The organism is Mycobacterium sp., assembly GCF_029961025.1.
Taxonomy (GTDB): Bacteria; Actinomycetota; Actinomycetes; order Mycobacteriales; family Mycobacteriaceae; genus Mycobacterium.
On record NZ_JASBVP010000007.1, the window covers coordinates 203,187 to 227,003 of the forward strand.

Genomic DNA, 23,817 nt, shown 5'->3' on the forward strand with positions numbered 1-23,817 from the left:
CGGTGGCCGCGCGATACGACGTGGCGGCACGCCACGCCGAGGGCACAGCCGCCGCGGAGCACACCCAAAGTTACGTGTGGGCTTGTCATCTGCTGGGGTATCAGCATCCCGACCTGACCGCGCACGGCTCCCAGGTCCGCGACTGGTATGCCAGCGAGGCCGGTCTCGACCTGCACGCGCTGGATCGCGACGGCGCCGAACTGCGGGCTGCGGCCGCCGCGGTCGAGGAGGCACTGCGGATCCAGCGAGACCAACTCGCCGAACTCGCGGCGAACTGGGCGGGATCGGCGGCGGCCGCCACCGTCGAGTCGCTGCGGCGTCATTGCGGCGCCGCCGCAACGGTGGTCACCGGTGTCCGGACTGCCGCCCAGGGCTGCGCGGACTTGCTCGACCAGCTGTGGCAGCTGGTCGACGCCAAGGTGACGACGGCGGTGGCCATCGATGACCGCACCCTCGCACAGCGTCCGGCGTGGTTGGCTGCCGCGCAGGCGGTGACGGCCGGGGCGGGGGACCGGCCGGCCGCGGACGAGATGGTGAGCCGAGAAGTAAAGCCCTACGTAGATAGCGACATCCGCACGGATTGGCTGACTGCAATGCGCTTTACCCTGGAGTCGGTGGCGGCGTCCTACGACGCGCTCACCGACCGGCTGTCCACGCTACCCGCGGCACAGTTCCGGCTTCCCGGTGATCTCGGGTGCGGCTGCCCGGAACCGCCGGCCGAACCGGTTCTGCCACCCAACCCGGACGTCGCCGTCCCGGTCACGCCCGCTGCGGCGGGATCACCCCCAGGGGGTGTCACTGCGGTGTCCCCGGCCGCGGACTCGTTGCCTACCGTTGCCGACGATCCTCTCCTCGCCCCGTCGCGCCCGTCGCCGATCACCGCCCCGAGCCCATCGCATGGTCCGATGGCCGACGTCGGGGATGCGCTGACCGCACCCCCGGTATCGCAACCGGGGGCGCCGTTCGGGGAGGGCGGCGGGCTGCCCGCCGGTGCCGGGGACCTCGGCGCGTACGGCGGCGGCGGGGGTCTGGGCAGCCTCGGCAGCCTTGTCGGCCAGATCGCCGACGTGATCAGCGGCCTGGTGGGCTCCCTGGCCGAGGGACTGGCCGATCCGTCCGGTGTCGACGGGGTGCTTGATGACGGGGCTGACGACGACGATCCCGATCTGACCGACGCCGAGGAACCCGACGCCGAGGAACCCGACGAGCCACCCGACGGCGAGGAGGCAGCCGACCGTCCGGGCGAGGGGGAGGCCGACGACCGCCCCGGTGGGCGGACGGACCAGCGGCCGGACGAAGAAAAGCCCGCCGGCGCGCCCGACGACCCCGGCGAGGGCCCTGGGATCCCCGGAAGCAATGCGCCGCCGGCGGGCAGCCCGGGGCCGGCTACCCCGACCGGCGGGCCATCGGCGGTTGGCGTGCCACCGCCCGGCGAACCCACGCCACCGGCACCGCCGGGCCCGCAGCCGGGGGGACAGACCCCGTGTGCGACCGCCGCGGAGGGTCTTCCCCAGGTCGGGCGATGACGGATCCCGCCCGGCGGCGATCTCCACAGACACACCGATCAGGCGGGCAGCAGCCGGCGTAACTGTTCCAGGTAGCGCACCGACTCGTCGCGGTCTACCGCCAGGGTGTTGACCAACAGCGTCGTCACCCCGGCGTCGGCGAACGCGGCTACGCGTTCGGCGACCCATTGGCGCGGACCGACCAGCGAGATGGCCCGCGCCAACTCGTCGGGTACCGCATCGATGGCCTCCTTCTTGCGCCCGGCCAGATACAGCTCCTGAATCCGGTCGGCCACCGCGCCGAACCCGTAGCGGGTGGCCAGATTGTGGTAGAAGTTGCGCCCTTTGGCCCCCATGCCCCCGATATAAAGAGCCAGCTGGGGTTTGATCCACGCCAGCCGCTCGTCGACGTCATCGCCGACGGCCAGCGCTGCGCCCACCATCACGTCCAGCGAGCCCAGCCCCGGATCCCGTTTGGCGTAACCGGATTCCAACGCGCTGCCCCACACCGACCGGGCCTTCTCCGGATAGAAGAAAACCGGCTGCCAGCCCTCGGCGATCTCCGCGGTGAGTTCCACGTTCTTCGGTCCCAGCGCGGCAATCGATATTGGAATACGCTCGCGCACAGGACGATTGATGATGTGGAGCGGCTTGCCCAACCCTGACCCGCGGTCTGGCGGCAACGGGATTTGATAATACCTGCCGGTGTAGCGCACCGCCTCGCGGCGCCACACCTGCCGGCAAATCTCCACAACTTCGCGGGTTCGGCCCAGTGGGGCGTCGAACTGCACACCGTGAAAACCCTCGATTACCTGCGGCCCGGAGGTGCCGATGCCCAAACGAAATCGGCCGCCGGACACGAAGTCCAAACCGGCGGCGGTCATTGCCAAAAGCGTCGGGGTGCGAGTGTATATCGGCAAGATCCCGGAGGCCAGCTCGATCGTCGACGTCTTGGCGGCCAGATATCCCAGCTGGCTGACGGCGTCAAAGGAATACGCCTCGGCGACCACGGCGATGTCGATGCCGGACTTTTCCAGTTCGACGATCTGATCGGCGGCTTCGCGAAACCCGCCCGAGTAGTCCACGACGACGCCGATTCGCACCAACGACACATATCACGACGGGGACGCCGCGTTGCGGCGTCCCCCCTGGTTGTCCCGGCGTCGGCGCTACCGCTTCTACCGGTGCAGCAACGCGACAATTTTGTCCTCCGGGCTGGCGGGCTTCGCGACCTCGTCGGCGGGGGTGGTGTAGGGCAGACGCACGTCCGGGTCAGCGAAGGCGCGATAGGTGCTGTCGCCACCCAGCGTGGCGAGCAGATACCCGGTCAGCAGCGCCCGGACCGCGTTTTGCGTCGGGCGGTGCGGACCGCCCAGCCCGAACGCCTTCGTCAGCCGACGGCCCTCGGCCAGGCCCTCGGCCCGGCCTTTGCGGATAACCCGCAACACCGCGGTGCCCCACGCCTGTGAAAGCTCAACAGCGTTGAAGCGTAATGACTTTGCATCTCCCGGTGCACTGAAGATCACGCCCGGTACGGTCAGTGTCGCGGCGGGCTGTTGCGCGGACGGCGCGGTGACCGCCGGAAAGATGGCCGCCACCGCTGCCGGTTTGGGTCGCATGCCGGCCGCGGCGAACACCGCGGCCGAGCCACCGAAACCATGCCCCGCCAAACCGAGCTTGGCGGGGTGCACGCCGATGGCGCCGGGCCCCAGACGCACCCCCGACACGATGTCGAGCGCGGTGCCCAAATCGTAAGCCAGATTCAGCACCGAGGGCGCCGGTCCTCGTTCGGTGTCCGGGGCGGCGGCCACGATGCCCCAGGACGCCAGGTGCTCCAGCAGACCGCCGTAGCGGCCCACGCCGGTGAGCCAGTCGTGGCCGAAGGCGATGGCGGGCAGCCTCGACCCCGCCGCGGGTGTGTACACCACCCCGGGCAGGCCGACAAACGCCAGGTCGCCACGCAAAACGCGGTGCGGGCCGCGGCGGGCGAGAGCGGCGGCGAGCGCGCGAAGGCTGGTCACCCGTTGACGGTAGCGCACCGTGGCGGGCCGGCTCGACTGCCCGACGCGAGGGTGCCGGGCCGCCAGGACAGCCGTGCCCACGGCGGTGCTGCACTACCCTGAGGGGCTATGTGCGGGATCGTCGGTTACGTCGGGTACCGCTGCGCCCGCGACGTCGTGATGAATGCGCTGCACCGGATGGAATACCGCGGCTACGACTCGGCCGGCATCGCCCTGGTCAACGGGAACGGCGCCCTGACCGTGCGCCGGCGCGCCGGGCGGCTGGCTAACCTGGACGCCGCGGTGGCCGAGATGGCGCCGGCGGCGCTGACCGGCACCACCGGTCTCGGTCACACCCGCTGGGCCACCCATGGGCACCCCACCGACCGCAACGCGCACCCGCACCGCGATGCCGCCGGCAAAATCGCCGTCGTCCACAACGGCATCATCGAGAACTACGCGACCCTGCGCCGCGAACTGGAGTCATCCGGTGTGGAGTTCGCCAGCGACACCGACACCGAGGTTGCGGTGCACCTGGTCTCGCAGGCGTATCGCCATGGCGACACCGCCGGTGACTTCGTCGCCTCGGTGCTGGCCGTGCTGCGCCGACTGGAGGGCCACTTCACCCTGGTGTTCGCCAACGCCGATGAGCCCGGCACCATCGTGGCGGCCCGCCGCTCGACGCCGCTGGTGCTTGGGATCGGCGAGCGGGAAATGTTCGTCGGCTCCGACGTGGCGGCGTTCATCGAGCACACCCGCGAGGCCGTCGAACTGGGTCCGGACCAGGCGGTGGTGATCACCGCCGACGGCTATCGGATCAGCGACTTTCACGGCAACCCCGACGACGCGAGCGCCCGCCGGTTTCACATCGACTGGGATCTGGCGGCCGCCGAGAAGGGCGGCTACGCGTACTTCATGCTCAAGGAGATCGCCGAACAGCCCGCCGCGGTGGCCGACACCCTGTTGGGCCATTTCGTCGACGGCCGGATCGTGCTCGACGAGCAGCGGCTCTCCGACCAGGAGCTGCGCGACATCGACAAGGTGTTCGTGGTCGCCTGCGGCACCGCGTATCACTCGGGGCTGTTGGCCAAGTACGCGATCGAGCATTGGACCCGGCTGCCGGTGGAGGTGGAAGTCGCCAGTGAATTCCGCTACCGGGATCCCGTGCTGGACCGCAGCACCCTGGTGGTGGCCATCTCCCAGTCGGGGGAGACCGCCGACACCCTGGAGGCGGTGCGGCATGCCAAGGCGCAGAAGGCCAAGGTGCTGGCGATCTGCAACACCAACGGCTCGCAGATCCCGCGCGAATGCGATGCGGTGCTCTACACCCGCGCCGGCCCCGAGATCGCCGTGGCCGCCACGAAAACGTTTCTGGCGCAGATCGTCGCCAATTACCTGCTGGGACTGGCGTTGGCGCAGGCCCGCGGGACCAAATACCCCGACGAGGTCGAGCGCGAGTACCGCGAGCTGGAATCCATGGCCGATCAGGTAGCCCGGGTGCTCACCGGGATCGAGCCGGTGGTCGCGCTGGGGCACCGTTTCGCCCGGGCCTCGACGATCCTGTTCCTGGGTCGCCACGTCGGTTACCCGGTGGCGCTGGAAGGGGCGTTGAAACTCAAGGAACTGGCCTACATGCACGCCGAGGGCTTCGCCGCCGGCGAGCTCAAGCACGGCCCGATCGCGCTGATCGAAGACGGCCTGCCGGTCATCGTCGTGATGCCCTCGCCGAAGAACTCCGCCACTTTGCACACCAAGCTGCTATCCAATATCCGTGAGATCCAGGCCCGCGGCGCGACCACCATCGTGATTGCCGAGGAGGGCGACGATACGGTCCGTCCCTACGCGGACCATTTGATCGAAATTCCTGCGGCGTCGACGCTTTTTCAACCGCTGCTGGCCACCGTCCCGCTGCAGGTGTTCGCCGCGTCGGTGGCCCAGGCCCGCGGCTACGACGTCGACAAGCCGCGCAATCTCGCCAAGTCCGTCACCGTCGAATAGCGGAGCTGCGCTGCGGAGCAACCGAATGCGGGTCGTCGGCTTCACCCCGTTGCGTCCATTGTCAGGGCGCAGGGACGGTGGCGTCCTAGTCGCGGCTGGCGGTGACGTAGGCCAGCGCGTCGAGCACCGTCGCCTCCTCTTCGTCGTCGGCTGGGGCTGGAAAGCCTTGGGAGGAAAGTAGTTCCGCCGCGGCGATGGTAGTGGTGTGCCAGCCGCGGGCGCTGAGGTATGCGGCCACGTCGTTGCGGTCACCCGGATACCACAGGTCCGTTATCTCCAGGTCCAACCCGTGCTCACGCCAGCCATCGGCGAACCGGCGCATCCGCTGCGCCAACATCGGCATCACCCGGCCGGCGGCTGCCATGTTCTCGGTGGCCAACCGGCTGTGCACCGCGCTGAGCAGGGTGATGTTGTCCAGAAGGCGGTCCTGGGCGTCCGGCGGCAGGAACGGCATCAGGCCTTCGGCGCTCCACGCGGTGGGCTGGGCCGGGTCGAAACCGGCTGCCGTCAACGCGGCCGGCCAGTCCTGGCGCAAATCGACGGGCACTGTTCGCCGCTCGGCGGTCGGGGAAGCGCCCAACTGTGCCAGCGTTCTGGTCTTGAACTCGATGACCTGCGGCTGGTCGATCTCATACACCGTGGTCCCGGCCGGCCAGGCGAGCCGATACGCGCGGGCGTCCAGGCCTGAGGCCAAGATGACCGCCTGACGGATTCCGCTCGCGGTGGCCGCGGTGAAAAAGTCGTCGAAGTATCGGGTGCGCGCCGCCATCATCTCGCCCATCCGCGCCATCCCCCACGCGCCACCGTCGTCGACCTCGGCGGGATCCAACTCGCCGGTGACCAAGCGGGTGAAGAAATCCACCCCCACCGCCCGGACCAGCGGCTCGGCGAACGGGTCATTGATCAACGGGTTGGGGCCACGACTGGCCAAAGCGCGTCCCACCGCGACGCCGGTTGCGGTGGCTCCTACGCTGGTCGCGAGATCCCAGGTGTCGTTGTCCGTGCGTGGCATGGCACTCCCTTCCAAAATTAGTTAGCAAATTTAACTTCAGTCTTATCGTCGACTGTACGCGGCAACCTGAGCGTGGCGGCCCGGCCGGGTAGCGCCGGTGAAGTTTCGGTGCCGGCCAACGCATCGCCCGCAGGCGTGGAATCCTGGCGGTGATGCGCTCCTACTACTGCGTTGACACCATCCGTGCGGCCGAGGCGCCGCTGCTGGCCAGCCTGCCGGACGGCGCACTGATGCGGCGGGCCGCTTTCGGGCTGGCCACCGCGTGCATCCGGGAGTTGGTCGCCCGCACCGGCGGGGTCGCCGGCCGGCGGGTGTGCGCGGTGGTCGGATCCGGCGACAACGGCGGCGACGCGCTGTGGGCGGCGACCTTCCTGCGCCGCCGCGGGGCCGCCGCCGACGCGGTGCTGCTCAACCCGCAGCGCGCCCACCGCACGGCGTTGGCGGCGTTCCGCAAGGCCGGTGGACGGGTTGTGCAACGGGTCGCGACCGAGAAGACCGATCTGGTCATCGACGGCGTGGTGGGTATCTCGGGCTCCGGGCCATTGCGCCCGGAGGCGGCCGAGGTGTTCGCCGCCCTGGAAGCCCCGGGGGCGGGTGGGATCCCGGTGGTGGCCGTCGACATTCCCAGCGGTATCGACGTGCACACCGGGGCGATCACCGGCCCCGCCGTGCATGCCGCGCTGACCGTCACCTTCGGCGGGCTCAAACCCGTGCATGCGCTCGCCGACTGCGGCCGCGTCGAGTTGGTCGATATCGGACTCGACCTGCCGCCGGCCGACGTGCTGGGTTTCGAGGCCGCCGACGTCAAGGCCCGCTGGCCGGTGCCCGGCCCCACCGACGACAAGTACACCCAGGGAGTAACCGGCATCCTGGCGGGCTCGTCGAGGTATCCGGGTGCGGCCGTGCTGTGCACCGGCGGCGCGGTCGCGGCCACCTCCGGCATGGTCCGCTACGCGGGCAGCGCGCTGCGTGAGGTGCTCGCGCACTGGCCGGAAGTCGTCGCCGCGCCCACCGCCGCCGCCTGTGGGCGAGTCCAGGCCTGGGTCGTGGGCCCGGGCATCGGGACCGACCAGGACGCCGCCGCCGCGCTGTGGTACGCCCTGGACACCGACCTGCCCGTCATCGTCGACGCCGACGGGCTGACTTTGGTGGCGGCTCACCCGGAGCCGGTGGTCAACCGCGACGCGCCGACGGTGCTGACACCGCATGCCGGGGAGTTCTCCCGGCTGGCCGGCGGGCCACCCGGTGAGGACCGGGTGGGCGCCGCCCGTGAGCTCGCCGCCAGGCTGCAAGCGACCGTGCTGTTGAAGGGGAATGTCACCGTGATCGCCGATCCCGGCGGCCCGGTCTACTTAAACCCGGCCGGCCAGTCGTGGGCGGCCACCGCCGGATCCGGTGACGTGCTGTCCGGCATGATCGGTGCGCTGCTGGCCGCCGGACTGCCGGCGGCCGAGGCGGCCGCCGCGGCGGCGTTCGTGCACGCGCGGGCGGCGAACCTGTCGGCCGCCGATCCCGGTCCCGGCCCCGCGCCAACGTCGGCGTCACGCATCATCGAGCACATCCGAGCCGCCGTGGCCGGCCTCTAGCGGCCGCACCGACGACGCGAGAAACGTGAGAAAGGATCTGCCGTGCCCCAGACCGTGCCCCAGCACCCGCCCATCCCGCACTCGATCAGCCCCGCCTACACCGGGCGGCTGTTCACCGCCCCGGTCCCGGCGCTACGGCTGCCCGACGAGTCGATGGATCCCGAGGCCGCTTACCGCTTCGTGCACGACGAGCTGATGCTGGACGGCAGTTCCCGGCTGAACCTGGCCACCTTCGTCACCACCTGGATGGATCCCGAGGCCGAGAAGCTGATGGCCGAGGCGTTCGACAAGAACATGATCGACAAGGACGAATACCCGGCCACCGCGGCCATCGAAGCGCGCTGTGTGTCGATGGTGGCCGACCTCTTCCACGCCGAGGGCTTGCGTGACGACGACCCCACCAGCGCCACCGGGGTCTCCACCATCGGGTCTTCCGAGGCGGTGATGCTCGGCGGGCTGGCGTTGAAATGGCGCTGGCGAGAGCGCGTCGGCGCCGGCTGGAAAGGCCGCACCCCCAATTTGGTGATGGGCTCCAACGTGCAAGTGGTCTGGGAGAAGTTCTGCCGCTACTTCGACGTCGAGCCCCGATATCTGCCGATGGAAAAGGGCCGCTACGTGATCACCCCCGAGCAAGTGGTCGAGGCGGTCGACGAGGACACCATCGGCGTGGTGGCGATCCTGGGCACCACCTTCACCGGGGAACTGGAGCCGGTCGCGGAGATCTGCGCGGCCCTGGACACCCTGGCGGCCGGCGGCGGTGTGGACGTGCCGGTGCACGTCGACGCGGCCAGCGGGGGTTTCGCGGTGCCGTTTTTGCACCCGGGCCTGGTGTGGGATTTTCGGCTGCCCCGGGTGGTGTCCATCAACGTCAGCGGCCACAAATACGGGCTGACCTACCCCGGCATCGGATTCATCGTGTGGCGCAGCCACGAACATCTGCCCGAGGAACTGATCTTTCGGGTCAATTACCTGGGCGGGGATATGCCGACGTTCACGCTGAACTTCTCCCGCCCGGGCAACCAGGTGGTGGGGCAGTACTACAACTTCCTGCGGCTGGGCCGTGAGGGCTACACCCAGGTGATGCGGACGCTGTCGCAGACCGCGCGCTGGTTGGCTGACCGGCTCGCCGCCAGCGGGCAGTTCGAGCTGATCTCGGACGGTTCGGCGATCCCGGTGGTGTGCGCCCGGCTTCGCGGGGCCCGCGACTACACCGAGTTCGACGTTTCCCACGAGCTGCGGACCTGTGGCTGGCAGGTGCCCGCCTACACCATGCCGGCCGATGCCGAGGACGTCTCCGTGCTGCGCATCGTGGTGCGGGAGGGCTTCTCCGCGGACCTGGCCCGGGCGCTGGGCGACCACATCATCACCGCGTTGTCCCATCTGGACCGGCTCAAACCCGGTGGCTACTTCACCGCCAGGCACTTCGCCCACTGACGCCCGGCGGCAACGCGGCGTCACCGGGCCGGTGCGGCCGTCGGCGCTTCTGGGACAATCGGGTGCGAGACACTCATGCAGACAACCCCGCTGTCCGCTACGGCACCGACGTCCGCCGGCCTGCTCGCCGAGGCGGCGGTGGATCTGCGGGCCGTCGCGCACAATGTGCGGCTGCTGCGCGAGCGTGCCGGGTCCGCGCAGCTGATGGCGGTCGTCAAAGCCGACGGCTACGGGCACGGCGCGGTGCCCGTCGCCCGCACCGCACTGGCGGCCGGAGCCGCCGAGCTCGGCGTGGCCACCATCGACGAGGCGCTGCAGCTGCGGGCCGACGGCATTACCGCACCGGTGCTGGCGTGGCTGCACCGGCCCGGGACCGATTTCGGGCCCGCGCTGCGGGCCGGTGTGCAGATCGCGGTGTCCTCGGTGCGCCAACTCGCGGAACTGCTCGACGCGGTGCGCCGGACCGGTCAGCCGGCAACGGTGACCGTCAAGGTCGACACCGGGCTGAACCGCAACGGGGTGGGCGCGGACCAATTCCCGCAGCTGCTGACGGCGTTGCGCCGGGCCGCCGGTGACGACGCCATCCGGTTGCGGGGCATCATGTCGCATTTGGTGTATGCCGATAATCCCGACCATCCGACCAACGAGGCTCAGGCCCAACGGTTTCGCGAGATGCTGAGCCAGGCCGACAGCCAGGGGGTGCGCTTCGAGGTGGCGCACCTGGCGAATTCGTCGGCCACGCTGACTCGGCCCGACATGGCGTTCGACCTGGTGCGGCCGGGGATCGCCATCTACGGGCTCAGCCCCATCCCCGGGCGCGGCGATATGGGCTTGGTGCCGGCGATGACGGTGAAATGCGCGGTCGCACTGGTACGCGCGATCCGCGCCGGGGAGGGGGTGTCCTACGGGCACACCTGGATCGCCGAGCGCGACACCGCCGTGGCGTTGCTGCCGGTCGGCTACGCCGACGGCGTGTTCCGGGCGCTGGGCGGGCGCCTGGAGGTGCTGATCAACGGTAAGCGCCGACGTGGGGTCGGGCGGATATGCATGGACCAATTCGTCGTCGATCTCGGCCCCGGCAAGGTCGACGTGGCCGAGGGGGATGAGGCGATTTTGTTCGGGCCCGGCACCCACGGCGAACCCACCGCCCAGGACTGGGCCGACCTGCTCGACACCATCCACTACGAGGTGGTGACCAGTCCCCGGGGACGCATTATCAGGACGTATCGCGAGGCCGAAACCGTTGAGCGATAACGGTGCGCGGCGGGTGCGGTGGCGCACGCGCTGGCTGGCGGGTGCTGCCGGGTTGACCGCGGTGGGCGCGGTCGCCGGGGCCGGCATCGCGCGCTCGATGACCCGGCACACCACCGCCGAGGACCCGTACGCGGGCGAGGATTTCACGATGCTCGACGGCGACCGGAACTCGTGGGTGAGCACCCCCGACGGGGTGACGTTGGCGGTGCGCGACGTCGGGCCGAGGGACGCCCGGCTGACCGTGGTGTTCATCCACGGATTCTGTTTGCGCATGGATTCGTTTTATTTCCAGCGGGTTCGGCTAACCGACGAGTGGGGTCCGCAGGTGCGGATGGTTTTCTACGACCAGCGCGGGCATGGCCGTTCCGGCGAAGCCTCCCCCGACACCTATACGGTGCCGCAGCTCGGTGTGGACTTGGAGACGGTGCTGCGGGCCGCGGTGCCGCGCGGCCCGGTGATTCTGGTCGGGCATTCCATGGGCGGCATGACGGTGCTGTCGCACGCCCGGCAGTTCCCGCACCACTACGGCAGCCGTATCGTGGGCGCCGCGTTGATTTCCTCCGCCGCCAAAGGCGTGTCGCGATCCCCGCTGGGCGAGATCCTGAGGAATCCGGCGCTGGAGGCCGTGCAGCTCACCGTCCGGTACGCGCCGAATCTGGTGCACCGCGGGCGGGGCGTGGCCCGGCCGTTGATCGGACCGATCCTGCGGGCCGCCTCCTACGGTAACGAAAAGATCAGCCCGAGCGTGGTGGCGTTCTCCGAGCAGATGATGCACGACACCCCGATCGCCACCGTGGTGGGTTTTCTGCACGCGCTGGAGGTGCACGATGAAAGCGCGGCGTTGCCCACGCTTTCGAGAATCCCGACGCTGATCGCCTGCGGTGAGCACGACCTGCTCACCCCGCCGGGGTACTCCAGGGCGATGGCCGCCGCGCTCTGGGACGCCGAACTGGACATCGTTCCTGACGCCGGGCATCTGGTGCAGCTGGAACAACCCGACGCCATCAACGACGGGTTGATCCGGCTGGTGGAGCGGGCCACCCCGGGCAGACTGGTCGCATTGACCCGGCGGTTGCGTGAGCGAGCCCGCCCTCATGTGTGATCCGCCGAACCGGCCGCCGGGCGAGGCTCAGGGCTTGGCCTCGCCGGGCTGGCGATCGCCACGGTCCGGCAGGGCGATGCTGGCGCGTGTCGAGGACACCGTGGCGCTGGGATCCCAGCTGGGTAAGCAGCTGCGCGCCGGCGATGTGGTGGTGTTGTCCGGTCCGCTGGGTTCCGGAAAAACCGTGCTGGCCAAGGGGATTGCCGAGGGCATGGATGTTGAGGGGCCGGTGATATCGCCGACGTTCGTGCTCGCCCGGGTGCATCGGCCCCGCCGGCCCGGTGCACCGGCGATGATTCACGTCGACTGCTACCGGCTGTTGGATCACCAAGGTGGCGAGCTGCTGGCCGAGCTGGACTCGCTGGACCTAGACACCGAGCTTGACCAGGCGGTTGTCGTGGTGGAGTGGGGAGCGGGCCTGGCCGAGAGGCTCTCCGAGCGGCATCTCGACGTCCGTCTCGAGCGGGCCGGTGACACCGATACGCGGATCGCCACCTGGCGGTGGAGCGGACCATGGAAGCTATGAGCGATGATTCCGCTCGGCTGGTGCTGGCACTGGACACCGCCACCCCCGCGGTCACCGCGGGGATCGTGCGGCTGAGCTGTTTGCCCGGCGGCCGGGTCGACGTGCTGGCGCAGCGGGTTACCGTCGAGGCCCGGGCACACGCCGAGCACATCACCCCGAACGTGTTGGCTGCGCTTGCCGATGCCGGGTTGGCGATGGCGGATCTCGACGCCGTGGTGGTGGGTTGCGGTCCCGGACCGTTCACCGGCCTGCGGGTGGGGGTGGCCACCGCCGCGGCCTACGGGCATGCGCTGGGCATTCCGGTGCACGGGGTGTGCAGCCTGGATGCGATCGGCGTGCTGACCACTGGTGAGACGCTGGTGGTCACCGATGCCCGCCGACGAGAAATCTACTGGGCGCGTTACCGGGACGGTCACCGCACCCACGGCCCGGCGGTCACCGCCCCGGCCGACGTCGATGCCCGCGCCGTGCAAGCGGTGGCCGGCTCACCCGAGCATGCGGCGCTGTTCGCCCTGCCGCGGTGCGGGCCGGCCTACCCCACACCCGCCGGTTTGGTGGCCGCGGTGGCCGACTGGTCCGAGGAGGCGGCGCCGCCGGTGCCGATGTATCTGCGCCGGCCGGACGCCAAGACGCTGCTGGAGCGCGCGGCCGCCCGCGGCGCCGGCGCGGAGGTCCAGGACCCGGGAAGCGACCGCACCGTCAACACCCCCATGGGCGTCCCGGGGCCCGTCGTCATCGACGCGCTGACATCCGGGGACGCCGAGCGATGCGCCCAGCTGGAGGCCCAGCTGTTCGACGGCGACGACCCGTGGCCGAAAGAGGCGTTCGTCCGGGAAATCACCGCCCGGCACAACCATTACGTGGGAGCGCGCGTTGGCGACTTGCTCGTCGGATACGCCGGCATCTCCCGGTTGGGGCGCACGCCGCCGTTCGACTACGAGGTGCACACCATCGGCGTCGACCCCGCTTACCGGGGCCGGGGCATCGGCCGGCGGCTGCTCGAGCAGCTGCTGAGCTTCGCTGCCGGCAGCCCCGTGTACCTGGAGGTCCGCACCGACAACGCGCCGGCGATCGCGCTATATCGCAGCCTGGGATTCACCGAGGTCGCGCTGCGCCGGCGGTACTACCGGGCCAGCGGGGCCGACGCCTACACGATGCGGCGGGATCCCGCATGACGGTCATCCTGGGAATCGAAACGTCCTGCGACGAAACCGGGGTCGGCATCGCGCGGCTGGGCCCCGACGGCACCGTGACGCTGCTGGCCGACGAGGTCGCCTCCAGCGTCGACGAGCACGTCCGGTTCGGTGGTGTGGTCCCCGAGATCGCCTCCCGGGCGCACGTGGAGGCGCTCGGACCGACCGTGCGTCGCGCGCTGGCCGCGGCGGGGCTCACTGACCGGGCGAAACCCGACATCATCGCCGCCACCGTCGGGCCCGGCCTGGCGGGCTCGCTGCTGGTGGGCGTGGCCGCGGCCAAGGCGTATGCCGCCGCCTGGGGGGTGCCGTTCTATGGGGTGAACCACCTGGGCGGTCACCTGGCCGCCGACGTCTACGAGCATGGGCCGCTGCCGCAGAGCGTGGCCTTGCTGGTGTCGGGCGGGCATACCCACCTGCTGCACGTGCATTCGCTCGGCGAGCCGATCGTCGAGCTGGGCAGCACCCTCGACGACGCCGCCGGGGAGGCCTACGACAAGGTGGCGCGGCTGCTGGGGCTGGGTTATCCGGGTGGCAAGGCGCTCGATGAGCTGGCCCGCAGCGGTGACCGTGACGCCGTCGTGTTCCCCCGGGGCATGAGCGGGCCGCGGGACGACCCCTACGCGTTCAGCTTCTCCGGGCTGAAAACCGCTGTCGCGCGCTATCTGGAGGCGCACCCGGACGCGGTGACGGCCGATGTCGCGGCGGGGTTTCAGGAGGCCGTCGCCGACGTGCTGACCGCGAAGGCGGTGCGCGCGGCCACCGCCCTGGGTGTGTCAACCGTGCTGATCGCCGGGGGGGTGGCGGCGAACTCGCGGCTGCGTGAGCTGGCCGCTCAGCGCTGCGCGGAGGCGGGCTTGACGCTGCGGATCCCTAGCCCGCGGCTGTGCACCGACAACGGCGCGATGATTGCCGCATTCACGGCGCACCTGGTGGCCGCGGGAGCACCGCCGTCGCCGCTGGACACCCCCACCGACCCGGGCCTGCCGGTGGTGGCGGGACGGCTGCCCTGACCGGCGCCCGGGTCGGCCGGTTAGATGTCGTTCGTTTCCCGGGTGACGATGAGCAGGTCGTTGCTGGTCGCCCAGGCCTGGGTGAAGGTGGCCATGGGTATTCGCTCGTCGCGCCCGTTGGGGGTGCCGCTGTCGTTGAGGTGCACGACGTTGTCGCGGGTGTCCACACCGGTGATCACCACGGCGTGATCGGCCCGGGTCCGCTGCCCCTTGCCCGGGGGGTAATCCCACAGCGTCTCGGCGTTGACCCCGGCGATCAGTTTGTGCCCCCCGGCCAGATCCCGCTCCACGGTCTGCATGGTGTTGCCCTCGGTGAGGCTGGACTGGATCCCGTATTTCTGCAGCAACACCACCAGGTCCTGCGGGGCGCTGCCGTCGAAGAAGTAGATGTCCCCACGGTGGGCCACGCTTTTGCTGAAGATGCCGCGCAGCTCGATCCCGATTTGGGAGGGTTCCCTCCCGGTGAGCTGGCCGACCACGTCGGCGACGGCCATTAGGCCGCAGTCTTGCTGGTGCTGGTAGCGCCAGTAGGGGGCGGCGGCCTCGGGGTTGCCGTACATTTGGCCGTCCGGGTCGGCTCTGGAGACTCCGATGCCGGCCGCGGCCGACGCGATAGCGGCCGCAACGACCAGTGCGCCCACGCCGGCGGTGCGGTTTCGGGTGGCGATGCCGGTGACCATGAGCCCCATTATTAGCGATTATTAGCGGTAGTAGCGGTCACCGGTTGACGTGTGGTTGCCGGCCGGCGTTGGGATCGGCAATCCGGGGATCGGCGTGAACGCCGGGCGCGTCCCGGGAAGCAGTGAGCCGGCCTTGAGTGCTAGCACTCTCATGTATAGAGTGCTAGATGGCAATCGGACAATCCGAGTGTCGGCACCCGCGACGACGGCACGAGGGCACGGACGAATGCCGAAGCACCTGGTAATCCGACAGGTACGGGGCCGGTCCCGGACCTAGGGCCAAGACCGGTTCGGGACGACGGCCCCGGACCCCGATCTCAACTAGTGGAGGGCTCCAATCGTGGCGAAGGTGAACATTAGGCCACTCGAGGACAAGATCCTCGTCCAGGCCAACGAGGCTGAGACCACAACCGCGTCCGGTCTGGTTATTCCCGACACCGCCAAGGAGAAGCCGCAGGAAGGCACCGTCGTCGCAGTCGGCCCCGGCCGGTGGGATGAGGACGGTGAAAAGCGGATCCCGCTTGACGTGTCGGAGGGCGACACCGTGATCTACAGCAAGTACGGGGGCACCGAGATCAAATACAACGGCGAGGAGTATTTGATCCTCTCGGCCCGCGACGTGCTGGCTGTCGTCAACAAGTAGCGCAGGCGATGTCCCGCCCCGGCGATCCCCGCGACCACCCGTGGGCGATTTCCGGGGCGGTGCATAGCAAGGGTCACATCGCCCGGTGCCGGGTACCTCGCGGACCGGATCGGCGCCGGGCCGGTTAGACGAGACAGGACCGACCTATGAGCAAACTGCTCGAATACGACGAAACCGCACGCCGCGCCCTGGAGAGCGGAGTCGACAAGCTCGCCGACGCGGTGCGGGTGACGTTGGGCCCGCGGGGCCGGCACGTGGTGCTGGCCAAGGCGTTCGGCGGACCGACCATCACCAACGACGGCGTCACCGTCGCGCGGGAAATCGACCTGGAAGACCCGTTCGAGAACCTGGGCGCCCAGTTGGTCAAGGCGGTGGCGACCAAAACCAACGACGTCGCCGGTGACGGCACCACCACCGCCACCGTGCTGGCGCAAGCGCTGATCAGGGGCGGGTTGCGCCTGGTTGCGGCCGGGGCCAACCCGCTCGCGCTCGGGGCGGGAATCGGCAAGGCCGCCGACGCGGTGTCCGAGGCGTTGCTGGCGGCGGCAACACCGGTGTCCGGCCAGACGGCGATCGCGCAGGTCGCGACCGTGTCCTCGCGGGATCCGCAGATCGGCGCGCTGGTCGGCGAGGCGATGGCCAAGGTCGGCCACGACGGCGTGGTCAGCGTCGAGGAGTCCTCGACCCTGACCACCGAGTTGGAGTTCACCGAGGGTATCGGGTTCGACAAGGGGTTCTTGTCGGCGTATTTCGTCACCGACTCGCAGGCCCAGGAGGCCGTGCTGGAGGACGCGCTGATCTTGTTGCACCGCGACAAGATCAGCTCGCTACCCGACCTGCTGCCGTTGCTGGAGAAGGTGGCCGAAACCGGCAAACCGCTGCTGGTGATCGCCGAAGACGTCGAGGGTGAGGCGCTGGCGACGCTGGTCGTCAACGCCATCCGCAAGACGCTGAAGGCGGTCGCGGTCAAGGCCCCGTATTTCGGTGATCGCCGCAAGGCCTTCCTGGAGGATCTGGCGGTGGTGACCGGTGGCCAGGTGGTCAACCCCGATGTCGGCCTGCTGCTGCGCGAGGTGGGACTGGAAGTGCTCGGTTCGGCACGCCGGGTGGTGGTCACCAAGGATGACACCATCATCGTTGACGGCGGTGGCACCCCGGAGGCCATCGCCGCGCGTGCCAAGCAGTTGCGCGCGGAGATCGAGGCGACCGACTCCGACTGGGACCGCGAGAAGCTTGAAGAGCGGCTGGCCAAGCTGTCCGGCGGGGTGGCCGTCATCAAGGTGGGCGCGGCCACCGAAACCGCGCTCAAGGAGCGTAAGGAAAGCGTCGAGGACGCGGTGGCGGCCGCCAAGGCCGCCGTGGAGGAAGGCATCGTCGTCGGCGGTGGGGTGGCGCTGTTGGCGGCCCGCAAGGCGCTTGCCGACCTGCGTGCCTCGCTGAGCGGCGATGAGGCACATGGCGTCGACGTGTTCTCCGAAGCGCTCAGCGCGCCGCTGCACTGGATCGCGGCCAACGCGGGCCTTGACGGCTCGGTCGTGGTCAGCAAGGTCGGCGAGTTGCCCCCGGGGCACGGGCTCAACGCGGAAACGCTGCGCTACGGCGATCTGGCCTCGGAGGGGGTCATCGACCCGGTCAAGGTCACCCGGTCGGCGGTGCTCAACGCCGCGTCGGTGGCCCGGATGGTGCTGACCACCGAAACCGCTGTGGTCGAAAAGCCCGCCGAAAAGGACGAAAACGGCGAGCACGGCCACGCGCACTAGCGCAGCGGCCCGGCGTGGAGTTGTCAGGGCGCATCCCCGGCCCCAACGCGCCGGGGATGTCCTCTCGTCGCGGTGACACCATCAGGGCGGGTTCGTGGACCAGGCGCCGATCTCAGAACGGCCCACGAAAACGCTTGCGCGCGCGGTGATGTCGGCCAAGACCTGATCGGCCAGGGTCGCGGGCTCGATTTCGCCCGGTGCAACCCGACCACACCGCTCCAGCTCGGGCAGCAGGGTTATCAGCACGTCGGTGGTCAGCCGCACCTGCTCACTGCCGTCGACGCCGGCACCGATCACGGTCTCCATGGCGAGTCTCGGCGCCGGAAGACCGGCAGCGGCGTACACGGTCGGCAGTTTGGCGCCCATCTCCGGGTCGGCACCCCCCGCCAGCAAACCCTCGACCACCAGGCGACAGCATCGCTGCCAGCTCGGCACGTGCGGGGCCGAGTGCGCGCGTGCCCACTCCGGCTCCTGGAACACGACGACGCCGCCGGGGGCCAGATGCCGTAGCAGCCCACGCAGCCACCCCACCGGATCGGGTTGGAACATCAGGACGTACCGGCCGACGATCGCATCGAACGGGCGATCGAACGTCAGCTCCGCCGGGTCGCCGCCGAGGAACCTCACGTTGCCGGCACTCAGCGAGGCCGCCCGTCGCCTGGCGACCTGCAGCGCGGCCGGGGCGCGCTCGACGCCGATAACCTCACCGGCGGCACCGACCAGCTCGGCCGCCAGGAACGCGACGTCGCCGATACCGCTGCCGACGTCGAGCACCCGCATCCCCGGGGCGAGCCCGGCCGCCGAAAAGAACCGGCGGGTGATCGGCCCGATCATGCGGGCCTGGACCGCTAGCCGATCAAGTTCCTCGTCGGAGTGTCCGAGCACGTACGTGCGGGCCGGTGGGTGTCCCCCGTCAGCACCAATCGCCGTCGGATCGACCACGGTGGGAACGGTATTGGCTCGTTCACGTGAAGACAAGCGGGCATCAGTCGGCACCGGCCCGCGGTAGCTTCGGCGATGTGCCTTTCGTCCCGATGTCAGGCAGTGCGGCGAATCCCCCGGGTGCGGCCCAGACCTCGCTTGAGCACCAGGTCGCGCTCGGATTCGGACATGCCGCCCCAGATGCCGTACGGTTCGCCCACTTCCAGGGCGTGCGACCGGCACCGTTCGATCACCGGGCAGCGCCGGCAGATTTCCTTGGCGCGGCGCTCGCGTTGCAGGCGGGCCCGGCCGCGCTCGCCGTCGGGGTGGAAGAACACCGAGGAGTCGATGCCCCGGCAAAGACCCTGAAGTTGCCAGTCCCAGATATCGGCGTTGGGCCCGGGTAGTTGCTCCGGCTGTGGCATTAGAATTCCCTCTCTCATTAACCCCTATCGGGGAAAGTTCGCGAACGCGCGAGTCGTGCAACTGATTCGAGCGGTTGTCGCCGATGACTGCTCGCCGATGCTAAACGTACGGGTGCCGCACAAATTCAGTCAATAGGGGAGCGGGTTGCCGAAAGCGTAATGATCGCTGACAAATTTACTTCCCGTTCATCGTGGCGACGCAGTTGACCGGCGCTGACAGCCCCGTCATGAGGTCGGAAGATGCCGCGATTTTGCAGCTTAAGCGCGACGGCGGGAAAACGTCATAATTGGTCTGGCGGTTCCCATGGTTTAATATTGCGATAACATAATCACCACGAAGTTTTAACTAATGGGTTCCACGATCTTCGCGATTTCCGCCGGCCGCGATCCGGCGATCGAGACGGTGGAAGCGAGGCTGGCGGCGGCCGCCTTCGGGAGCCAGCCCGGCTACTGGCCGCTGCCGGCGGCGCGCACGCCCCAGCAACTGTGGCTGCGGGCCGTCGCCGCCGGTGGGCAGGGTCGTTACAGCAGCGCCCGCGCCGACCTGGTGGCGCTGCTGCGCGGTCGCCCGTCCGGGCGATTGGGCTCGCTCGCCCATAGCGCGCAGGGCTCGTTCTTGCGGCAGCTCGGTTGGCACCGGGCGGCCCGACACTGGGACGGTCGGGCGTGGGCGCTGGCCGGCACCGATGTGGAAGCCGGGGCCGACGCGCTGGTCGGACTGGCCGCCGATGCGCTGGGGATCGGGCGCTTCGCCGTGGCGGGAGCATTGCTGAGGCGCGCGGAAACCGTGCTGGCCGCCGCGGAGGTGCCGACGGAACCCGCGGGCCGGCTGGTGGTGCGCCGGGAGTGGGTGACCGCCGAGCTGGCCATGGCCGTCGGCGACGGTGCCGCCGCGGTCGATCATGCCCGGCGGGCGGTTGAGGTGGCACACACCGGAATCACGTCGGTGCGCCACCGGGTGAAGAGCCAGGCGGTGCTGGCCGCCGCTTTGTGCAGCGCCGGAGCCGTTGATCGGGCACGCGTCGTCGCCGACGCCGCCCTGGACGCCTGCGGTCGGTGGGGGCTGGTCCCGCTGCGCTGGGCGCTGGCTTGTCTGCTGATCGATATCGGAAGCGCAACCCACACCCCACAACACCTGCGTGAGATCCGCGACGGGTGTGCGCAACAAGTGCGTCACGGCGGCGGGACCTGGAACGGGCGCTGACGCCGGCCGAATGATCAGCGGCCCCGGCGATACCTGTCGGCGTCCGATGTCGCCTCGTTCAGCGAGGCGTCGGCGTAACCGCGGCAATAGTCCCAGGTGACGTAGGCGTCTGGTTCCGGATCGTAAGCCGGTTCGTGCGGGCGCACCGTGCCGTCGATCAGCAGCTGCAGCAGGTTGGCCCGCAACATGTCCCAGTCATGATAGTGGTCCTGCTGGCACTCGTCGCAGCAAACCACCAACCCACGGATCCCCTTGGGCGCCAGGAGAGCCTCGTACACGGCCAGGTCCGCGAGGTCGCTTTCCACCGCCAGCCGCTCTTGCGGATCCAGCGGCTGGGCGGGCTCGACGTCATCCAGTGCCGCCGACGGGTCATTGGGGTCGTCGGCAAACGGGTCGGGTGGCAAACCCGGTGGCAGATAGTCGCGCACGCTTCCACATTACGCCAGCCTCGCGGGGATCGCGCCAGCGACTCGGTCCGCGCTGCGGTGTCGGCGCTTCATTGCCGGGCATTGCGCCGGGCATTGCCGGCATTGCCGGCGACGCGCGCCCAATCACCTCCCAGCGGTCACACGGTGCCCGGCGCGCCCGACCGGCCGTGCGGCGCGCACCGTCGTCCGGGCGGCGGGTAGCCGATAGGATGGTTTCGCACTGCACATCAGAAGGGCCTGATCCATGTCTTCTGGCATGTCCCCGATGGACGGCGCCGGCCCGATCGCCGGCCCCCACGCCCGCGTCGGCGTCGTGGCCGAAGACCCCGTGCCCACGGGGGGCGACGATCCGCACAAGGTGGCGATGCTGGGGCTCACCTTCGATGATGTCTTGCTGCTGCCCGCGGCTTCGGACGTGGTGCCGGCCACCGCGGACATCGCCAGCAACCTCACCAGGAAGATCCGGCTCAAGGTGCCGCTGATCAGCTCGGCGATGGACACCGTGACCGAGTCGCGGATGGCCATCGCGATGGCCCGGGCGGGCGGCATCGGCGTGCTGCACCGCAACCTGCCCGTCTCCGAACAAGCCGCACAGGTCGAAACCGTGAAGCGATCCGAGGCGGGCATGGTCACCGATCCGGTCACCTGCCGCCCCGATGACACGTTGGCGCACGTCGACGCGCTGTGTGCGCGCTTCCGGATCTCCGGGCTGCCCGTGGTCGACGACTCCGGCACACTGGTCGGGATCATCACCAACCGCGATATGCGCTTCGAGGTCGACCACTCCAAGCGGGTCGCCGAGGTGATGACGAAAGCCCCGCTGATCACCGCCCAGGAGGGCGTGTCCGCCGATGCGGCGTTGGGCCTGCTACGCCGGAACAAGATCGAGAAGCTGCCGATTGTCGACGGGCGCGGCAAACTGACCGGGCTGATCACCGTCAAGGACTTCGTCAAAACCGAGCAACACCCGCTGGCCACCAAAGACGCCGACGGCCGGCTGCTGGTGGGGGCCGCCGTGGGGGTGGGCGATGACGCCTGGGTGCGCGCGATGGCGCTGGTCGACGCCGGGGTCGACGTCCTGGTCGTCGACACCGCGCACGCCCACAACCGGCTGGTGCTCGACATGGTCGGCAAGCTCAAGGCGGAAGTGGGTGAGCGGGTCGAGGTGGTCGGTGGCAACGTTGCCACCAGGGCCGCGGCCGCCGCGCTCGTGGAAGCCGGCGCCGACGCGGTCAAGGTCGGTGTGGGCCCAGGGTCGATCTGCACCACGCGAGTGGTGGCCGGCGTCGGCGCCCCCCAGATCACCGCCATCCTGGAAGCCGCCGCCGCGTGTGCCCCGGCGGGCGTGCCGGTGATCGCCGACGGCGGGCTGCAGTACTCCGGCGACATCGCCAAGGCCCTGGCCGCGGGTGCCTCCACCGCGATGCTGGGATCGTTGCTGGCCGGCACCGAAGAGGCTCCCGGAGAGCTGATCTTGGTCAACGGCAAACAGTACAAGAGCTACCGCGGCATGGGATCGCTGGCCGCGATGCGGGGCAGGGGTGTATCGGCGGGCCCTGCTGAAGGCGTGGCCAAGTCCTACTCCAGGGACCGCTACTTCGCCGACGACGTTTTGTCCGAGGACAAGCTGGTGCCGGAGGGCATCGAGGGCCGGGTGCCGTTCCGCGGGCCGCTGGCCACGGTGATCCACCAGCTCACCGGTGGCCTGCGCGCCGCCATGGGATACACCGGCGCCGCCACCATCGAAGCCCTGCAGCGCGCGCAATTCGTCCGGATCACCGCGGCGGGCCTCAAAGAGAGCCATCCCCACGACATCACCATGACCGTCGAGGCGCCGAACTACTACGGGCGCTGAGAGTGAGACCCGCTGAGTGAGATCCGGTGCCGAAGCCACCCCCCGCGCCCAGATCGCCGTGCCGCGGGCGGCCGGCGGGATTCTGGCCGGATTTCTGCGCCACCCACACCCGCCGACGACGACCAAGGCTGATCTTTGATGCGTGATCTGGTCGAGATCGGCATGGGCCGTACCGCGCGGCGCACCTACGAGCTCGCCGACGTCAACATCGTGCCGTCCCGGCGCACCCGGTCCTCGAAAGACGTCTCGACCGCCTGGCAGCTCGACGCCTACCGGTTCGAGATCCCGGTGGTCTCGCACCCCACCGACGCGCTGGTGTCGCCCGAATTCGCCGTTGAGCTCGGGCGGCTGGGTGGGCTGGGGGTGCTCAACGGCGAAGGGCTCATCGGGCGCCACCCGGACTATCACGCCAAGATCGCGCAGGTCATCGAGGCCGCTGAAAAAGAGCCCGAACCCGCGGCGGCGATCAGGCTGCTGCAACAGCTGCACGCCGCGCCGCTGGATCCGGATCTGTTGGGCGAGGCGGTCGCGCGTATCCGGGAGGCGGGTGTCACCACCGCGGTGCGGGTGAGCCCGCAAAACGCGGCGGCGCTGACCCCGGCACTGGTGGCGGCCGGCATCGACCTGCTCGTCATCCAGGGCACGATAGTCTCTGCCGAGCGGGTCGCCAGCGACGGTGAGCCGCTCAACCTGAAGACGTTCATCTCCGAGCTCGACGTCCCGGTGGTGGCCGGTGGTGTGCTCGACCACCGCACCGCCCTGCACCTGATGCGCACCGGAGCCGCCGGCGTGATCGTCGGCTACGGCTCCACCCGCGGAGCGACCACCACCGATGAGGTGCTGGGCATCAGCGTGCCGATGGCCACCGCCATCGCCGACGCCGCCGCCGCCCGCCGGGAATACCTCGACGAAACCGGGGGCCGCTACGTGCATGTGCTGGCCGACGGGGATATCCATACCTCCGGCGAACTGGCCAAGGCGATCGCCTGTGGCGCCGACGCGGTGGTGCTGGGCACACCGCTGGCCGGGGCGGCGGAAGCGCTCGGCGACGGGTGGTTCTGGCCGGCCGCCGCCGCGCATCCGTCGCTGCCGCGCGGCGCGCTGCTGCAGGTCGCCACCGGGGAGCGCCCGCCGCTGCGGCGGGTTCTCACCGGGCCGTCGGACGACCCGTTCGGTTCGCTGAACCTCGTCGGCGGTCTGCGCCGGTCGATGGCCAAGGCCGGTTACTGCGAGCTGAAGGAGTTCCAAAAGGTCGGTCTGACCGTGAGCGGCTGAGCG

22 protein-coding genes and 1 pseudogene are annotated in these 23,817 nt (G+C 69.8%); 15 read left to right on the forward strand and 8 right to left on the reverse strand.

Going from position 1 to position 23,817, the window contains the following annotated elements; all coding sequences use genetic code 11:
* The first annotated feature begins 2 nt into the window (after positions 1-2).
* Positions 3-1,526 (forward strand): hypothetical protein, encoded by a 1,524-nt coding sequence (locus QJR12_RS10670; RefSeq protein WP_300581758.1) that lies wholly within the window; start codon positions 3-5, stop codon positions 1,524-1,526.
* Positions 1,527-1,564: 38 nt separating this feature from the next.
* On the opposite strand, the gene QJR12_RS10675 is transcribed toward QJR12_RS10670, so the two are convergent.
* Together QJR12_RS10675 and QJR12_RS10680 are read right to left on the reverse strand one after the other, a co-directional pair.
* A complete protein-coding gene (locus QJR12_RS10675) occupies positions 1,565-2,617 on the reverse strand; it encodes an LLM class F420-dependent oxidoreductase (protein ID WP_300581760.1) in 1,053 nt (350 codons plus the stop codon).
* Between the two features lie 66 nt (positions 2,618-2,683).
* Positions 2,684-3,526, reverse strand: coding sequence for a hypothetical protein (locus QJR12_RS10680; protein ID WP_300581763.1), 843 nt, complete (start codon positions 3,524-3,526; stop codon positions 2,684-2,686).
* 108 nt (positions 3,527-3,634) lie between these two features.
* Here QJR12_RS10680 and glmS point away from each other — a divergent pair, with 108 nt between their 5' ends.
* Positions 3,635-5,503 carry a glutamine--fructose-6-phosphate transaminase (isomerizing) gene (glmS, locus tag QJR12_RS10685; protein ID WP_300581766.1) on the forward strand — a complete coding sequence of 623 codons (1,869 nt, stop codon included), beginning with the start codon at positions 3,635-3,637 and terminating at the stop codon, positions 5,501-5,503.
* An 85-nt stretch (positions 5,504-5,588) separates the two neighbouring features.
* On the opposite strand, the gene QJR12_RS10690 is transcribed toward glmS, so the two are convergent.
* Positions 5,589-6,515 carry a class I SAM-dependent methyltransferase gene (locus tag QJR12_RS10690; RefSeq protein ID WP_300581769.1) on the reverse strand — a complete coding sequence of 309 codons (927 nt, stop codon included), beginning with the start codon at positions 6,513-6,515 and terminating at the stop codon, positions 5,589-5,591.
* 152 nt (positions 6,516-6,667) lie between these two features.
* On the opposite strand from QJR12_RS10690, the gene QJR12_RS10695 reads away from it, so the two are divergent.
* The 8 genes and pseudogenes from QJR12_RS10695 (at position 6,668) to tsaD (ending at position 14,623) form a co-directional block, all read left to right on the forward strand.
* Positions 6,668-8,101: an NAD(P)H-hydrate dehydratase gene (locus QJR12_RS10695; protein ID WP_300581771.1), complete on the forward strand. Its 1,434-nt coding sequence runs from the start codon at positions 6,668-6,670 to the stop codon at positions 8,099-8,101.
* 54 nt (positions 8,102-8,155) lie between these two features.
* Positions 8,156-9,535, forward strand: coding sequence for a glutamate decarboxylase (locus tag QJR12_RS10700; RefSeq protein ID WP_300582417.1), 1,380 nt, complete (start codon positions 8,156-8,158; stop codon positions 9,533-9,535).
* Between the two features lie 75 nt (positions 9,536-9,610).
* Positions 9,611-10,789: an alanine racemase gene (alr, locus tag QJR12_RS10705; RefSeq protein ID WP_300581774.1), complete on the forward strand. Its 1,179-nt coding sequence runs from the start codon at positions 9,611-9,613 to the stop codon at positions 10,787-10,789.
* A 13-nt stretch (positions 10,790-10,802) separates the two neighbouring features.
* The gene (locus tag QJR12_RS10710) at positions 10,803-11,891 is read left to right on the forward strand and encodes an alpha/beta hydrolase (RefSeq protein ID WP_300581778.1); all 1,089 of its coding nucleotides are present in this window, start codon (positions 10,803-10,805) and stop codon (positions 11,889-11,891) included.
* 76 nt (positions 11,892-11,967) lie between these two features.
* On the forward strand, positions 11,968-12,417 hold the full coding sequence (gene tsaE, locus QJR12_RS10715) for a tRNA (adenosine(37)-N6)-threonylcarbamoyltransferase complex ATPase subunit type 1 TsaE (protein ID WP_300582420.1): 450 nt from the start codon (positions 11,968-11,970) through the stop codon (positions 12,415-12,417).
* Positions 12,414-13,052, forward strand: a pseudogene (tsaB, locus tag QJR12_RS10720) (tRNA (adenosine(37)-N6)-threonylcarbamoyltransferase complex dimerization subunit type 1 TsaB); the annotation flags it as partial. The gene tsaE and the pseudogene tsaB, both read left to right, overlap by 4 nt.
* Positions 13,053-13,127: 75 nt before the next feature.
* On the forward strand, positions 13,128-13,592 hold the full coding sequence (rimI, locus tag QJR12_RS10725; RefSeq protein WP_300582423.1) for a ribosomal protein S18-alanine N-acetyltransferase: 465 nt from the start codon (positions 13,128-13,130) through the stop codon (positions 13,590-13,592).
* Positions 13,589-14,623 carry a tRNA (adenosine(37)-N6)-threonylcarbamoyltransferase complex transferase subunit TsaD gene (tsaD, locus tag QJR12_RS10730; RefSeq protein ID WP_300581781.1) on the forward strand — a complete coding sequence of 345 codons (1,035 nt, stop codon included), beginning with the start codon at positions 13,589-13,591 and terminating at the stop codon, positions 14,621-14,623. Before rimI ends, tsaD begins: the two co-directional genes overlap by 4 nt.
* A gap of 20 nt (positions 14,624-14,643) precedes the next feature.
* On the opposite strand, the gene QJR12_RS10735 is transcribed toward tsaD, so the two are convergent.
* Positions 14,644-15,303: a C39 family peptidase gene (locus QJR12_RS10735; RefSeq protein ID WP_300581784.1), complete on the reverse strand. Its 660-nt coding sequence runs from the start codon at positions 15,301-15,303 to the stop codon at positions 14,644-14,646.
* A gap of 21 nt (positions 15,304-15,324) precedes the next feature.
* Positions 15,325-15,456, reverse strand: a complete 132-nt coding sequence (locus tag QJR12_RS10740) for a hypothetical protein (protein ID WP_300581787.1) — start codon at positions 15,454-15,456, stop codon at positions 15,325-15,327.
* A gap of 187 nt (positions 15,457-15,643) precedes the next feature.
* Here QJR12_RS10740 and groES point away from each other — a divergent pair, with 187 nt between their 5' ends.
* Together groES and groL are read left to right on the forward strand one after the other, a co-directional pair.
* Positions 15,644-15,946, forward strand: coding sequence for a co-chaperone GroES (gene groES, locus QJR12_RS10745; protein WP_213442254.1), 303 nt, complete (start codon positions 15,644-15,646; stop codon positions 15,944-15,946).
* Between the two features lie 146 nt (positions 15,947-16,092).
* A complete protein-coding gene (groL, locus tag QJR12_RS10750) occupies positions 16,093-17,706 on the forward strand; it encodes a chaperonin GroEL (RefSeq protein WP_300581791.1) in 1,614 nt (537 codons plus the stop codon).
* Between the two features lie 81 nt (positions 17,707-17,787).
* Here groL and QJR12_RS10755 read toward each other — a convergent pair whose 3' ends face one another.
* Both QJR12_RS10755 and QJR12_RS10760 read right to left on the reverse strand, forming a co-directional pair.
* Positions 17,788-18,648: a class I SAM-dependent methyltransferase gene (locus tag QJR12_RS10755; protein WP_300581793.1), complete on the reverse strand. Its 861-nt coding sequence runs from the start codon at positions 18,646-18,648 to the stop codon at positions 17,788-17,790.
* A 95-nt stretch (positions 18,649-18,743) separates the two neighbouring features.
* Entirely contained in the window at positions 18,744-19,052 is a 309-nt protein-coding gene (locus QJR12_RS10760; protein ID WP_213442260.1) for a WhiB family transcriptional regulator, read from the reverse strand.
* Positions 19,053-19,401: 349 nt separating this feature from the next.
* Here QJR12_RS10760 and QJR12_RS10765 point away from each other — a divergent pair, with 349 nt between their 5' ends.
* Positions 19,402-20,256 (forward strand): hypothetical protein, encoded by an 855-nt coding sequence (locus QJR12_RS10765; RefSeq protein WP_300581798.1) that lies wholly within the window; start codon positions 19,402-19,404, stop codon positions 20,254-20,256.
* 14 nt (positions 20,257-20,270) lie between these two features.
* Here QJR12_RS10765 and QJR12_RS10770 read toward each other — a convergent pair whose 3' ends face one another.
* A complete protein-coding gene (locus QJR12_RS10770; protein WP_300581800.1) occupies positions 20,271-20,684 on the reverse strand; it encodes a DUF5319 domain-containing protein in 414 nt (137 codons plus the stop codon).
* A gap of 244 nt (positions 20,685-20,928) precedes the next feature.
* Between QJR12_RS10770 and guaB the strand changes: the two genes are divergently transcribed.
* On the forward strand, positions 20,929-22,539 hold the full coding sequence (gene guaB, locus QJR12_RS10775) for an IMP dehydrogenase (protein ID WP_300581804.1): 1,611 nt from the start codon (positions 20,929-20,931) through the stop codon (positions 22,537-22,539).
* 147 nt (positions 22,540-22,686) lie between these two features.
* On the forward strand, positions 22,687-23,814 hold the full coding sequence (locus tag QJR12_RS10780) for a GuaB3 family IMP dehydrogenase-related protein (protein WP_300582426.1): 1,128 nt from the start codon (positions 22,687-22,689) through the stop codon (positions 23,812-23,814).
* The last annotated feature ends 3 nt before the right edge of the window (positions 23,815-23,817 follow it).